This window comes from Nostoc sp. PCC 9305 (assembly GCF_963920915.1).
GTDB lineage: Bacteria > Cyanobacteriota > Cyanobacteriia > Cyanobacteriales > Nostocaceae > Nostoc.
Genome location: NZ_CAWUDN010000009.1, coordinates 29338 through 44950 on the forward strand (window position 1 = coordinate 29338; position 15613 = coordinate 44950).

The 15613-nt window shown below is 38.7% G+C and carries 5 protein-coding genes; all 5 read left to right on the plus strand.

The genetic code is table 11. From position 1 onward, the window contains the following. The first annotated feature begins 49 nt into the window (after nucleotides 1-49). The 5 genes from ACM0OX_RS05415 to ACM0OX_RS05435 all read left to right on the plus strand — a co-directional run bounded on the left by ACM0OX_RS05415 (nucleotide 50) and on the right by ACM0OX_RS05435 (nucleotide 15609). The gene (locus ACM0OX_RS05415; protein WP_414513679.1) at nucleotides 50-8842 is read left to right on the plus strand and encodes an amino acid adenylation domain-containing protein; all 8793 of its coding nucleotides are present in this window, start codon (nucleotides 50-52) and stop codon (nucleotides 8840-8842) included. 188 nt (nucleotides 8843-9030) lie between these two features. Beyond that, complete coding sequence (locus tag ACM0OX_RS05420; protein ID WP_414513681.1) at nucleotides 9031-9804, plus strand: class I SAM-dependent methyltransferase; 774 nt, start codon at nucleotides 9031-9033, stop codon at nucleotides 9802-9804. Nucleotides 9805-9917: 113 nt separating this feature from the next. Next, on the plus strand, nucleotides 9918-11381 hold the full coding sequence (locus tag ACM0OX_RS05425) for a condensation domain-containing protein (RefSeq protein WP_414513683.1): 1464 nt from the start codon (nucleotides 9918-9920) through the stop codon (nucleotides 11379-11381). Between the two features lie 8 nt (nucleotides 11382-11389). Then, complete coding sequence (locus ACM0OX_RS05430) at nucleotides 11390-12637, plus strand: non-ribosomal peptide synthetase (RefSeq protein WP_414513684.1); 1248 nt, start codon at nucleotides 11390-11392, stop codon at nucleotides 12635-12637. A 41-nt stretch (nucleotides 12638-12678) separates the two neighbouring features. Then, nucleotides 12679-15609 (plus strand): type I polyketide synthase, encoded by a 2931-nt coding sequence (locus ACM0OX_RS05435; RefSeq protein ID WP_414513686.1) that lies wholly within the window; start codon nucleotides 12679-12681, stop codon nucleotides 15607-15609. Nucleotides 15610-15613: the final 4 nt, after the last annotated feature.

Here is a 15613-nt window from a genome sequence, read left to right on the forward strand (position 1 = left end):
TTCTAAATGACTGCGTAAAAACGAAATAGATCAAAAATTGGAGTCAAATATGCTAACGGCAGTTAATAGTTTTGAACTGTCTCCACAACAGAAGTATCTGTGGAGTTTACAGCAAGGCGATAGTTTTGTTTATTGCGCTGTTTGTGCTGTATCAATTACCGGAAATTTGCAAACAGAAGTTTTAAAAACTGCTATAAATCAAGTCGTTGGAACTTACGAAATTCTCCGCACCAATTATCGAGATATGCCGGAGATGAATTTGCCTTTGCAATTTATTAATAATCAAGGTGCATTTTGGCATCAAGAATATGATTTAAGTAGTGATAGTTATCAAGCTCAAGAAGATAATTTAAAAAATATATTTAACGATTTTTGTAATTTTAAATTAAATTTAAAAGAAGATGCAGTATTAAATTTGTCTTTAGTAAGATTAGGAAACAATAAATATATTTTAATGGTTGCTTTACCTGCTATTTGTAGTGATAGATTGACATTACACAATTTTATTAAGCAAGTAAGTAATTCATATATTTCTATCTGTCATCAAGAGGAAGCATTAGAGAGTGAAGTTTTACAATATGCTGATTTAGCTGCGTGGCAAAACGAGCTTTTAATAGCAGAAGAAACCAAAACAGGTAGAGATTTTTGGAGTAATATAAATTTTTCAGCTTTAGCAGCCTTACAACTACCTTTTGAAAATACAGCGGCAGCAAGTTTACCATTCAATCCTCAAAGTTATTGCTTGAAATTAGATGTTGATTTTCAAGATAAAATTACCAATTATGCTCAAGCTCAGAATATTGCCATAAGTGATGTTTTATTTACCTGCTGGAATATCTTGCTGTGGCGGTTGACAGGACAAGACAATTTAATTACAGGTATTGTTACTGATGGTCGGAAGTATCAAGAATTAGAATCAGTCTTAGGTTTGCTCTCTAAATCTTTGCCAATTTCTATTCATATTCAAGAAACTGACACGTTTGGAAAGCTTTGGCAGAAAGTTAAAATTAATTTAGATACAGCTTCTACTTACGAAGAATATTTTTATTTAGAAAGAGAAGCTGGATTTTTGCCATTTACTTTTGAATTTGAACCACAATCACCACAGTATGATGCTGTGGAGGTGAAATTCTCAATTCATCAGCAGGCTGTTTATATAGATAGATATAAAGTTAAACTATCTAGTTATTATCAAGACAACTCTCTATGTCTCAAGCTTTGCTATGATGCAAACCTCTTTTCAGCCGATGATATTCAAAGATTAACACAGCAACTTTGTACTTTATTAGAGAGTGCGATCGCTTTCCAAAATTTCCCAGTTTCTCAATTAGAAGTTCTTGATAAAGCAGAGAAGCAAAAACTACTCCAAACATTTAATAATACCCAAGTCAATTACGATCGCAATCAATGTATTCATCAACTCTTTGCTGAACGAGTAATTAATACACCAGATAAAATAGCGCTCATTTTTGAAAATGAAACATTTACATACACTCAACTAAATAATCGGGCGAACCAAATAGCACGTTATCTACAAAAATTGGGCATTGGTGCTGAGGTTTTAGTGGGCTTGTGTGTTGATAGATCACCATTAATGGTATTGGGTATTCTAGGTATTCTCAAAGCTGGTGGTGCTTATGTACCGCTAGATCCAACTTATCCTCAAGAGCGCTTGGCGTTTATGTTGCAAAACTCTCAACCGAAGGTTTTGCTAACTCAAGAACACCTCAAAGCTGAATTACCTGCACATGAAACACAGGTAATCTGTATAGATAAAATTGGCCATATTATCAGCCAAGAGTCAACAGAAGATTTAACAAAAAGTGCATCTGCTTCTAATTTAGCTTATGTAATTTACACCTCTGGTTCTACAGGCAAACCCAAGGGTGTGCGCGTCACCCACGCTAACTTGTGCCATTATGTGCAAGCGATGCAACAGGCGCTAGGTATCACAGCCGATGATGTCTATTTACACACTGCATCCTTAGCTTTTTCCTCTTCCGTCAGACAATTAATGGTTCCTCTGACGCGAGGTGCAACTGTCAAAATTGCCACCCAGGAACAACGTCAAGATCCCTTAGCACTATTTCAAGGAATTAAGCAGGATAATATCACAGTCATTGATATTGTTCCTTCTTTTTGGCGCAATTGTAATTACACCCTAGCTAGTTTATCGCCAGAGTCAAAAAGTTATTGGTTAGATAATAAACTGCGCTTAATTGTTTCTGCTAGTGAACCACTGTTATCTGATATTCCGATTAATTGGAAGTTTGGCTTGCAACATCAGACACATCTTATTAATATGTTTGGTCAAACGGAAACCTGTGGTATTGTCGCCACTTATCCCATCACTATCGAAGCAGATGCACCAACTAAAGTAATTCCTTTAGGTAAACCAATTGCTAACACTCAAATCTATCTTTTAGATCAACATTTGCAACCAGTACCTATTGGTGTGGCGGGTGAATTATATATAGGTGGTTGGGGTATCGGACAAGGATATTTACATCGTCCTGATTTAACAGCAGAAAGATTTATTCCTAATCCCTTTAGCCATGAACTAGGTGCAAGACTTTATAAAACAGGGGATTTAGGACGTTATTTAGCAGATGGCACAATCGAATTTATTGGACGTAGCGATTACCAAGTCAAGATTCGGGGCTTTCGCATTGAACTGACAGAAATTGAAGCAGTATTAACTCAATATACACAGATACGAGAAGCTGTAGTCATAGCCCAAGAAAATGAAAATAGTGATAAACGTTTAGTTGCTTATTTAGTTGTGGATCAAGCCACGAGTTTCAAATTAAATGATTTAAATAAATTCCTCATAAATCGTTTACCTGACTATATGCTACCTTCTAGCTTTGTAATGCTAGAAGCTCTACCTTTAACGCCCAATGGTAAGATAAACAGAAATTTATTACCGAAACTTCAACAAACAAGAAACAATTTAGAGGGAGAGTTTGTAGCGCCTCGCTATAAAATAGAAGAGGTAATAACAGGGATTTGGCAAGATTTATTGAGTGTGCAAGAAGTAGGTATTTACGATAATTTTTTTGAATTGGGTGGTCACTCACTATTAGCAACTCAGGTAATTTATAAGATGCGAGAAGTATTGCAAATAGAATTACCTTTGCGGACTTTATTTGATAGTCCTACTGTAGCTGGCATAGCAGAACATATTACTAACAATCAGGATCGGGTTGATGGTGTACTTAACCTGTCAATTGCACCCAATCCGGAAGAACGTTACCAACCTTTCCCCCTAACAGATATTCAACAAGCATATTGGATTGGTAGGAATGGGGCTTTTGATTTAAGCAATGTTGCTACTCATGCTTATAGAGAAATTGACTGTTTAAATTTAGACTTAGATAGATTTAACACAGCTTGGCAGCGACTAATTGAACGTCATGATATGCTGCGGGCGATAGTGCAACCTAATGGACAACAGCGAATTTTAGCTCAAGTGCCAGCTTATGAAATCAAAGTTTTAGATTTGCGAGGAGAAAGCGAGGAAATCAGAGAATTTCGATTAGCAGAAATTCGCGATCGCATGTCGCATCAAGTCCTACCTGCTAATAAATGGCCTCTATTCGAGATTAGTGCTATTAGACTCAGTGAAAACAAAATTAGACTGTACTTAAGTTTTGATTTATTGATTGGTGATGCTTGGAGTTACCAAATTATCGGTCGAGAACTGGCTGAACTAGTACAAAATCCAGATACTTCTCTAGAGGCACTGGAAATTTCATTTAGAGATTACGTATTAGGTGAAATTGCTCTGCGTAATACTGAACTTTATAGCCGTGCTTTAAAGTATTGGCAAAGTCGAATTATTACATTACCACCATCTCCAGAATTATCTTTAGCAAAGAATTTAGTTGTTATCAACAACCCACGTTTTGACCGTCGCACAGGAAATTTAGCAAGCGATGCTTGGCTAAGATTACAAAGTAAAGCACGGCAAATTGGTGTTACACCTTCAATAATTTTGTTAGCCGCCTATGCTGAAATATTAACAGTTTGGAGTAAAAGCCCACGGTTTACTATTAATTTAACGCTCTTTAATCGTCTGCCCTTACATCCTCAAATTAATCAAATTGTAGGTGATTTTACAACATTAAATCTGCTAGCAGTAGACAATTCAGAGGTGAATTCTTTTACAGTGAGAGCGCAACGCATCCAACAACAGCTTTGGGATGATTTAGATCATCGCTATGTCAGTGGTGTGCAAGTTTTACGGGAACTGGTACAGACACAAGAAAGAAGTTTAGGGGCAATAATGCCAGTTGTCTTTACGAGTACTCTATCTCAAGATGCTCAGGGTGATTCAACTTCACCCTTGGATTGGCTGGGAGAATGTGTATACAGCAGCAGCCAAACACCGCAAGTTTATCTAGATCATGTAGTTTCAGAAGTGGCAGGTGAGTTGGTTTTCTACTGGAATGCCGTGGAAGAAATTTTCCCATCTGGATTATTGGATGATGCTTTTTCTGTATACTGCAATTTTCTTACCAGTCTGGCTAATGAGGACGAAATTTGGTACACCAAGACAAGTCAATTATTAGCAGCAAAACAGCAGGAACTAATTCTCAGAATTAATGCTACTGATGTAGTAATTGAACCGACTCTGACGCTACACAACTTATTTTTTGATCGAGTTCATGTATATGCAGACAAAGCTGCTGTGATCGCCAGCGATCGCACTCTGACTTATCAGGAATTAAGCGATCGCTCTTTACATATAGCCCATAACTTACGCCAATTAGGGGTTTGTCCTCAGCAACATGTAGCGATCGTTATGGATAAAGGCTGGGAACAAATTGTTGCTGCTTTAGGTATCTTGGCAGCTGGTGCAGTTTATGTACCTATTGACCCCAAACTGCCTATAAAGCGCCGTTGCTACCTTCTTCAAGAAGCAGAAATTGAGCAGGTAATTACTCAATCATGGCTTGACTCTACTTTAGACTGGCCGAGCAACATCACCCGCATCTGTGCAGACATCCTAGAACCCTCTCTTGCTGATTTTCCACCTCCCTTTATCCCTTCTCCTACCTCCTTAGCTTATATTATTTACACTTCCGGCTCTACAGGATTGCCTAAAGGGGTGATGATTGACCATCAAGGCGCTGTAAACACGATTGTTGACATTAACTGCCGTTTTAATGTCACCTCTACAGACCGGGTAATTGCCCTTTCATCTCTGAGTTTTGACCTGTCAGTATATGACATTTTTGGCACTTTAGGAGCGGGAGCAACAATCATCATTCCTGATGCTGATGCAGGCAAGAACCCAGAACATTGGGTCAAATTGCTGGTGCAACATCAAGTTACCATCTGGAACTCTGTACCCGCTTTGATGCAGGTGCTATTGGAGTACGTAGGCGATCGCCAAGAATTGTTACATTCTTGCTTACGCCTAGTATTACTTAGTGGTGACTGGATATCTCTAAATTTACCTAGTCAAATTTGGATGATGTGGGAAAATGCTCAAGTTATTAGTTTGGGTGGGGCAACAGAAGCCTCAATCTGGTCAATTGTTTATCCCATAACCACAGTTGATCCGACCTGGAAAAGCATTCCCTACGGTCGGCCAATGGCTAATCAGCGTTTTTATGTACTTGATGCCGCCTTAGAACATCGTCCTGTCTGGGTTCCGGGACAACTTTATATTGGTGGGATTGGATTAGCTCAAGGTTACTGGAAAAATCCAGACAAGACCAATGCCAGCTTTATTATTCATCCCCATACTCAAGAGCGTTTATATAAAACTGGGGACTTGGGACGATATTTACCCGATGGCAATATTGAGTTTTTAGGACGTGAAGATTTTCAAGTCAAAGTCAACGGCTACCGGATTGAACTAGGAGAAATTGAAAGCGCCATACAGCAACATCCAGTAATTAAAGATGTAGCAGTTAATGTCGTGGGCAAATCTCAAGATAATAAGCAATTGGTAGCTTATGTTGTCCTCAATTCTCCAGAAGCTTTACCTGCTGATGGTGATTTGTATTCCCTATTACGCAACTTTTTACAGCAGAAGCTCCCAGAATATATGCTGCCTGCTGCATATATTCTTCTAGATGCCTTACCATTAACCTCTAATGGTAAAGTCGATCGCCGCTCCTTACCTGCACCAGAAAATCTGCGTCCACAAGTGCAGCCTAGTGATACTGTACCGACAACCGAGATTGAGAAATCGATCGCCAATATCTGGCAAGATTTACTGGCTGTAGAGCAAGTGAACCGGGAAGATAACTTCTTTGAATTGGGTGGTAATTCACTCACGGCCATGCAACTAGTAATCAGAATCCGCACGAGCTTTAATATAGATTTACCTCTACCAAAACTCTTCACATATCCGACTGTTAAAAGTTTAGCGGAGATTGTTGAAGATATGATTGGCGCTCCATCTCAACAACAGCAAATTATCCCCAAGCGATCGCAACTCAATCATGTTCCACTCTCCTTTTCTCAGCAGCGTCTTTGGTTTATTGAACAGTTACAACCTGATAGTACAATCTACAATTTCCCGATGGTGTTACGTCTCAATGGACAGCTAAATGTCGAAGCACTAGAGCAAAGCATTAACGAAATCATCAAACGTCATGAAATTCTACGCACTACCTTTAATATCCTAGATGGGCAACCAGTGCAAATTATTGCTCCTGCCTGGAATTTGCAATTATCTTTAGTAGATTTAACTTCTTCTACAACTTCCGCAGAGGAATTAGTTACCAAATTTATTTTAGAAGAAGAAGCTCAACCATTTGACTTGAGTAATGGGCCCTTAATGCGAGCTAGTTTACTGCAATTGGCAGAAATAGAACACATTTTGTTGTTCACAATGCACCACATCATTACTGATGGCTGGTCAATGGGAATACTAATGAGCGAAATTGCCCCTTTATACGCAGCTTTTTCTACCGGAAAAACCATCAAATTACCAGAATTAACGATCCAGTATGCAGACTTTGCAGTTTGGCAACGTCAACATTTGCAAGGTGAAAGACGAGAAGCTTTACTCACCTACTGGAAGCAGCAATTAGCAAACCTACCTGTATTGCAACTACCCACAACCCATCCCCGTGCAGAAGTGAAGACTAGCAGGGGTGCTAGTCACACATTTGTGATACCTGCGTCAGTAGTGCAAGAAGTGCGACATCTTGCCCAGCAAGCTGGTGTAACCTTATTTATGACACTGCTGGCGAGTTTTAAAATCTTACTGCAACGCTACACTAAGCAAGATGATATTGTTGTTGGCACTGATGTTGCCAACCGCAACCAAGCAGAAATTGAACCATTAATAGGCTTTTTCATTAACTTATTAGTCCTACGCACTAATTTAAGTGCTAATCCCACTTTCTTAGAGTTGTTGCAACGTGTTCGCACTCAGACACTATCAGCTTATGCTCATCAAGATTTACCCTTTGACGAATTAGTTAGAGAATTACAACCTGAGCGCCATTTAAGCAATACAGTTCCATTATTTCAGGTATTGTTTGTCCTACAAAATACACCGATATCAGCCTTAAAATTACCAGGATTAAACTTAAAATTACTAGAATTAGAAACCAAAAATTCTAGATTCGATTTAGCCTTATTTCTCACAGAAACCGAGCAAGGTATAGAAGGTAAATGGCAATACAATGCTGATTTATTTGCCGCAGATACTATCACAATAATTACAAAAACTTGGAAAACATTAATCAATAGTATTATCCACCAACCTGAAAGCCACATCAATACATTAGAAATGCTTACAGAAGCAGAGAAGGCACAACAAACTATGCAACAACAGGAGCGTAAAGCTGCTAAAAGACAAAAATTTATGAGCATTGCTCCGAAAGCTGTTAGTCTCATAGCAGAGCAATTAATCAAAACAGACTACCTACAAGGAGGACAAAATTTTCCTCTTGTAATTCAACCAAATACTACAGAAGTTGACTTACTATCTTGGGTAGATAATAATCGAGAATATCTCGAAACAGAATTATTAAAACATGGAGCGATTTTATTTAGAGGTTTTAATATAAGATCGGTTTCAGAGTTTGAAAACTTCGCTCAAACAATTTGTCCCAATTTATTTGCTGAGTATGGCGACTTACCCCGCACTGGTGAAGGTGGTAAAGTTTATGGTTCCACTCCTTATCCACCTGACAAAGCAATCCTTTTTCATAATGAAAGCTCTCATTTACATCAGTGGCCTCTGAAGATTTGGTTTTTCTGCGTGCAACCAGCACAACAAGGTGGAGAAACGCCGATTATAGACTGTCGCAAAGCTTACAGACTAATCAATCCCAAACTACGAGAAAGATTAGAGCAAAAACAATTAATGTATGTCCGTCACTATACCAATAGTTTGGATGTTAGCTGGCAAACTTTCTTTCGTACCAATGATAAATTGGTTGTAGAAAATTATTGCCGTCAAGCCAAGATTGATGTTGAATGGTATGATAATAACAGTTTAATTACTCGCCAAGTTCGTCCAGCTTTGGCGGTACATCCAAACACAAGTGAACCTGTATTTTTCAATCAAATTCAGTTACACCACATAGCCTATTTGGATGTAGAAGTTCGAGAATCTCTATTATCTACATTTGGGAAGCAACAGCTACCGCGTAATGTCTATTACGGAGATGGTACTTCTATAGAAGACTCAGTTATTGCTGAAATAAATGAAGTTTATCAGCAGTCTCAAACTAGCTTTTCTTGGGAGCAGGGTGATATTTTAATGCTAGATAATATGCTGACTGCTCACGGGCGAAATCCTTATATTGGTTCTCGTAAAATTTTGGTAGCAATGGGAGAAATGATTAAGGAAGCGCTGAGTTGATGAATAGAGTAAACCTGAGATTTATAACACAGAGACGTAGCGATAAGTCGGAGTTTTCGTATTCTTTTAGTAAAGCAGGATCGTCATTTTTAAAGATAGAGGCGCAGAAAGTAAAAATTTAATTTTTGAATTCAAGAAGACAATTTAGCAATGTCTTAAATTCAATTATGCAACAGGAGGATAAACAGTTGATATCTTCAAAACAACGCAATACTAATCATGATGCGATCGCTTCTATCTATGACTTGAAAAGTCGACTAGAACGCCACGATATTGTGTTGGAGTTTATAGACAAGTTAATCCTCAAAAATATTCCCGAAGGAGCGCATATTTTTGACCTTGGTTGCGGTACAGGACAAGTTGCCCAACGGCTTCTAAAAAGAGGTTATCAAGTCCAGTTACTTGATAGTTCTGAAAGAATGCTGAATGTTGCTCGTGAAAATGCACCAGATGCTAAATTTATTCTAGATGATGCCCGCTTTTTTAAATTAACACCAACTTTTCACGCAGCTATTTCAACAGATGTTGTTATCAACTATATCCTCAGCATTGATGAACTAAAAAATGCATTACAAAATGTGTATAATGCCTTACTAGACAACGGGATTTTTGCCTTTGAATTATATATTGAAGAATTATGTGAGTTAGAGTGGCAAAATAATGAGTCTGGTGGCGGTGTTAAAGATGATAATGTCTGGGTAGATATTTGGAGTTATGACGCAGAAAATAAAATTGGTCGAAAGGACACTACTATATTTGAATTAGTAAATGGGCTATGGCAACGTTCAGACAGGAGTTTTTTCTTAAAAGCTTATTCAGTGCCAGATGTTAAATCGGTATTAGAACAAGTAGGATTTACAGAAATTAGTATGTTTGAATTAAAACAGGATTTGGGAGTAGATAAAGCGTTTGAAAGTGCCTGTTTTATTTGCCGAAAACCACTAAATTGTACTAGTTCGTAATTCGTAATTAAGAGATTCAGATTTAAGCGAGATTTTTGTATTTTAGAGAATTGACATTAATCAGCGTGGGTTAGCGAAATTGTGTGTTCTTACTCAAGAGTAATAAGAAATGTATGTCAAATCAAATAACTCAGGGGTTTCAGCTTTCCACTCAACAAAAGCGTCTTTGGTTATTACAGCAGTCTAGTTCAGCTTATTTAGCTCAATGTGCTTTTCTTCTAGAAGGCAATCTTAAACCAAAGATATTAAAAGCTGCTTTAGAACAAGTTGCTATTCGACACGGAATTTTGGGTACAACTTTTCATTGCTTACCCGGAATGAAAATTCCTGTAATGGTTTTAGGAAATAGCAGTATTTTGTCGTGGCGTGAGATTGATTTAACTCACTGGGAACCGAAAGAACTTTCAAGCAAAATTGCATATTTTTGTCAGGAAGCACGTAGTTTTAAGTTTGAGCAAGGGCCACTTTTACATATATCTCTACTGAAACTTGATGTTCAGAAGTACAGTTTAATCATCAGTTTACCTTCAGTTTGTGCCGATACCCGAACACTCAAAAATCTGGCAACTGAAATCAGCAATTCATATTCTGCTTGCTTACAAGGTGAGAGACTATCAGAAGAAGTTGTCCAATATCTGCAATTCTCAGAATGGCAGAATCAATTACTTACAGATGAAGATGCAGAAACAGCTAAAAAATACTGGGATGAGCAAAAGCTTTCTACACTCGCTTCGTTGAAATTACCTTTTGAGAAGCAGCCATTACAGCCATCAAAATTTGAGATAAACTGCTGTCGATTAGATATTACTCCTGATGTGACAGCTAAGATTGCCAATTTAGCTCAAAAGTATGATACTTCCACAGATGTTGTCTTACTAGCTTGCTGGCAAACACTGATTTGGAGACTTACAAGACAGCCAGATATGGTTATTGGTATGGCTAGCGATCGCAGAGACTATGAAGAACTATATAATTTATTAGGAATTGTTGCTACTTGGTTGCCAATTCGCAGCCATTTGACACCAGATTTACGCTTTAGAGAAGTTTTAGAACTAGCTAATCAAACTATAGAAGCGGGTGCAGAATGGCAAGATTATTTTGTGCCAGAACCCATAGAAAATCACGAGCAACTAGCTTTTCCCATCGGTTTCGAGTTTGAGGAACTACCAGAAAAACTCCTTGCTGGCGACGTGTCATTTTCGCTTGAGCAATATTACAGTTGTATTGAACAATTTAAAATAAAACTTACTTGTACTCAAAGCAAACATTCTTTAACGATAGAATTCTACTACGATATCAATTATTTTTCAGCCGATACTATTGAACGTCTGTCCAAAGAATTTCAAACTTTATTAACGAGTGTAACTGCTAATCCTGAAGAGAAAATCAGCCAATTAGAAATTCTCAGCTTTAGCGATCGCCAACAATTACTAGTAGAATTTAATCAAACACATATTGACAATCTACAAGATAAATGTATCCACCAATTATTTGAAGCACAAGTACAAAAAACACCTGATAAAATTGCTATTGTCTTTGAAGAGCAACAACTAACTTCGCCACAGTTTCCACCTTAGCTGCCGACTTGGGCAACACTGGAATCTTTGCTGCTCTTTGCACTGGCGGATGTCTGCATATATTATCCATCGAGTGTGCTACAGACTCAGCAGCCTTGGCAAAATACTGCCGCACCCATCCGATCGACTGTCTCAAAATTGTTCCTTCCCACCTTGCGACTCTTCTCGCCTCTGTACCATCTGATTCCATCTTGCCTCGCCAGCAGCTAATTCTGGGTGGCGAGGCTGCAAGCTGGCAACTTATTGAACAGATTCGGCAGCAAGCACCATCTAGCTTAATTTTCAATCACTACGGCCCTACAGAAGCCACCGTGGGGGTTACTACCTTTGCAGTTAAAAATCAGCAAATTAGTACGCAGACAGTACCCCTTGGTCGTCCACTTGCCAATACGCAGATTTATTTACTGGATGAGCAACTGCAACCAGTACCCATTGGTGTAGCAGGTGAACTGTACATCGGCGGTGCGGGATTAGCTAGGGGTTATCTCAATCAGTCTGATATAACGGCAGAAAAGTTTATTCCTAATCCTTTTGCAACGGGTTCGCGTTTATACAAAAGTGGTGATATGGCTCGTTATTTACCTGACGGCAATATTGAATTCATTGGGCGAGTCGATCGTCAGGTAAAAATTAGGGGCTTCCGCATTGAACTTGGAGAAATTGAAACCATACTGTGTCAACATTTGCAAGTGCAACAAGCTGTAGTTTCTGTTCGGGAAGATAATGGCAACAAATCTTTAGTAGCTTACATTGTTTCTAAGCAACAACAAATACTTAATGTTAGCGAACTACAAAGATTGTTGAGACAGCAACTACCGGAATACATGATGCCCTCAACTTTCATCATGTTAAAGGCTCTGCCACTGACACCTAATGGTAAAGTTAACCATAGTGCGCTCTCAGAATCAAATGGCGATCGCCTAGAATTGGCAGCAACTTATGAACCACCACAAAATGAGGTAGAGCAAGCGATCGCTAATATTTGGCAACAGATACTTCATGTTGAGAAAGTGGGCATTTATGATAATTTCTTTGATATCGGTGGTCATTCATTACTGCTTGTTCAAATCCACGCCAAACTACGAGATGTTTTCCCTACCAATATATCTGTAATTAATTTATTTGAACATCCAACCATCAATTCCTTAGCTAAATATTTAACGCAAAAGCAGACCGAACTACCTTCGTTTGAGGAAAGCACTCAACGCGCCCAGAGCCGCACTGCTTCAAGACAATCAAGAGCGCAATCTAGGTAAAATTATCTGGACAAATTACCTTTACTAACAACAATTTACACATGGCATATAATAATGAATTTAAGGAAAATCAAATAAGCGATTTAGACATAGCTATTATCGGTATGTCAGGGCGGTTTCCTAAAGCTAGTAATTTGGATAAGTTTTGGCAAAATCTAAAAGATGGTTTGGAGGCAATTTCATTTTTTTCAGACCAAGAGCTAGAATCAATTGGGGTAGACAAAACTACACTAAATGACCCAAATTATGTTAAAGCAAAAGCTGTATTGGAAGATATAGAATTATTTGATGCTGGATTCTTTGATTACTCTCCCAAAACAGCAGAAATAATAGATCCACAGCACCGCCTCTTTTTGGAAACAGCTTGGGAAGCTTTGGAAAGTGCTGGCTATGATTCTAAAACTTATCAAGGTCGAATTGGTGTCTACGGTAGTGCCAGTATTAGTAGTTACTTTTTATTCAATCTTTTTTCCAATCCTGAATTAATAAAATTAGTTGGTCTTGACCAAATTAGACATAATAATCGTACAGATAATCTGACTACACGAGTTGCTTATAAATTAGACTTAAAAGGGTCAGCTATCACTATCCAAACTGGATGTTCTAGTTCATTAGTTGCTGTTCATTTAGCCTGCCAAAGCTTAATAGATCGTGAATCCGATCTGGTTTTAGCAGGTGGAGTTTCGATAACTAACTTAAAAAAGACTGGCTATGCTTATCAAGAGGGAGGAATTTTGTCTCCCGATGGACACTGCCGCGCCTTTGATGCCAAAGCGCAAGGAACAGTTGGCGGTGATGGTGTAGGTATAGTTATTTTAAAACGATTAGCAGATGCGATCGCCGATCGAGATTATATTCATGCTGTGATTAAAGGTTCAGCCATTAATAATGATGGTTCTGCCAAAGTTGGCTATACAGCTCCGAGTATCGATGGTCAAGCCAAGGTGATTGCAGAGGCTTTGGCCATCAGCAGAATCGAACCCGATATGGTCAGTTATATAGAAACTCATGGCACGGGCACTGTTTTAGGAGATCCGATTGAAATTGCAGCCTTAACTAAATCTTTTCGCGCCAGAACTCAGAAAAAGAATTTCTGCGCCATTGGTTCGGTAAAAACGAATATCGGACACCTAGATACTGCATCTGGTGTTGCAGGTTTAATCAAAACTGTCCTCGCGCTCAAACACAAGCAAATACCACCAAGTCTGCACTTTCAAGAACCATCACCCCAGATTGATTTTGCTAACAGTCCCTTTTACGTTAACGACAAGCTTTCAGAATGGAAGTCAAACGGACACCCTAGACGTGCAGGAGTCAGTTCCTTTGGTATTGGCGGCACTAATGCTCATGTGATTCTAGAAGAAGCCCTGGTAATGGAGCAGGGGGGGGCAAAGGGGCAGGGGAGGAAACATCATCTATTGGTTGTTTCTGCGAAAACGGAATCAGCATTAGAGGCAGCTACGGCAAATCTGGCTAATCACTTCAAACAGCACCCTAATTTGAACTTAGCTGATGTTGCTTACACTCTGGGGGTAGGCCGTCGAGCTTTTGACTATCGTCGGATGGTAGTTTGTCAAGATATTGATGATGCAATCAAAGTTTTAGAGACAAAAGATACGCAACGAGTTTTCACGCACTATCAAAAACCAGGTGAGTCAGAAGTTGTGTTTATGTTTCCTGGTCAGGGATCTCAGTATGTAGACATGGGTAGAGAATTATACCAAACTGAGCCAATTTTCCGGGAACAGGTTGATGATTGCTGTGAGCAACTTAAACCTATTTTAGGGTTAGACTTACGCACTATTCTCTATCCCAGCCAAGAACAGACCCAATGGGCGACAGAACTGTTAACACAAACTCATATTACCCAGGCGGCGTTGTTCGCGATTGAATATGCTCTAGCACAATTGTGGTTATCTAGGGGAGTATACCCTAGTGCAATGATTGGTCACAGTATAGGAGAATATGTCGCCGCTTGTTTAGCTGGGGTATTCTCTTTAGCAGATGCATTGATGCTAGTTGCTACCCGTGGACAACTGATGCAGCAACTACCTTTAGGAGCAATGCTGGCTGTAGCGCTACCTGAGAAAAAAGTTACGCAGATGCTAGGCGATCAACTTTCCTTAGCAGCCATCAACGCACCAGAGCGCTGTGTAGTTTCAGGCCCAACCGCAGAGATTGAAGATTTACAAAACCGCTTAACCGAGCAAGGGATTGACTGCCGTTTTCTGCATACTTCCCATGCTTTTCATTCTCAAATGATGGACTTTATTATTGAGCCATTTACCAAGTTATTTGCAAAAATCAATCTTAATTACCCAAAAATTCCTTTTTTATCCAATGTAACTGGCACTTGGATTACTCCAGAGGAAGCAACAGATAACAATTACTGGGCTAAACATTTGCGATCGTCAGTGCGCTTTGCTGATGGCATTACTGAATTGTGCAAACAGCCAAATCGGATTTTTTTAGAAGTTGGGTCAGGTCGCACTTTAAGTACTTTAACTAAACAACAAGCTCAAGGACATTTGGCACTTTGCTCCATACGTCATCTTCATGACCAACAATCCGATGTTGCATTCTTACTAAATACTCTGGGACATTTGTGGCTGTCTGGAATACAAGTCGATTGGTCAGGATTTTATGCCAATCAAAAATGTCATCGACTTGCTTTACCGACTTACCCTTTTGAACGACAAAAATACTGGGTTGAATCTTCTAAAGATAATGATTTCAATCCATTGAATGAAAAAGACACTCATAATAATCAAAAGTTAGATAATGAGAAAGTTAGTAGTCGTAAAAATCATTTAGGAGATAAATCACAACATTTACTTGTTCAATCTCCGCAAAACAATATTCTTAATTTGAGTAACAAAAATGAAAAACGCGATAATCCTGCCATAAAAATAATAGATCGTCAAATTTCTATTATGTTTCAGCAGTTAGAACTATTAGAAAAAGATATGTAATTTC

Excerpts from the sequence above, each read along its gene's own strand:
- ACM0OX_RS05415 (WP_414513679.1), top strand. The coding sequence starts at position 50 with ATGCTAACGGCAGTTAATAGTTTTGAACTGTCTCCACAACAGAAGTAT.
- ACM0OX_RS05435 (WP_414513686.1), top strand. The coding sequence starts at position 12,679 with ATGGCATATAATAATGAATTTAAGGAAAATCAAATAAGCGATTTAGAC.
- ACM0OX_RS05425 (WP_414513683.1), top strand. The coding sequence starts at position 9,918 with ATGTCAAATCAAATAACTCAGGGGTTTCAGCTTTCCACTCAACAAAAG.